Origin of the sequence: Corallococcus sp. AB032C, from assembly GCF_003668935.1 — a bacterium.
Classification (GTDB): domain Bacteria; phylum Myxococcota; class Myxococcia; order Myxococcales; family Myxococcaceae; genus Corallococcus; species Corallococcus exiguus.
In genome coordinates this window covers 1-413 of the sequence record NZ_RAWP01000286.1, presented here as the reverse complement: position 1 = coordinate 413, position 413 = coordinate 1, and the positions used below count along the sequence as shown (strand labels likewise).

The 413-nt window shown below is 70.5% G+C and carries 1 protein-coding gene; it reads right to left on the bottom strand.

The genetic code is table 11. From position 1 onward, the window contains the following. Nucleotides 1-71: 71 nt before the first annotated feature. On the bottom strand, nt 72-413 hold a 342-nt coding region (gene tnpB / locus D7X99_RS42105), incomplete at its 5' end, for an IS66 family insertion sequence element accessory protein TnpB (protein WP_147476439.1).

Sequence of the window (413 nt, the reverse complement as noted above, 5' to 3'; positions counted from 1 at the left end):
CAGCGTGGCCTGTCGGCGGACACCCGAGTGGACCGGTTTGGCCGAACCGGTGCGGACCGGTTTGGCCGAACTCACCCCGACCGGGTTCGCCGAACTCCGGAGGACCTGTTACGCCGAGCTACGACATACAGCAGCACGAAGCCGCCCCGACTCCACGTCAGCACCTTGATGCGGTCGCCCCGCCTGGAGACGAAGGCGAAGAGGTGCCCCGAGTAGACGTCCTCGCCCCACGCGCCGCGCACCAGGGCCATGAGGCCGTCGATGGACTTGCGCATGTCCACCGGCTCCACCGCCAGCACCACGCGCACCGAGGCAGGCAGCGCGAACACCCTCTCACCGCCCCAGCGCCGCGACGAGACTCGCGACGTACGCCACGTCAGTGCCCACCGCGAATCGCACCCGCGCCCCGCTCG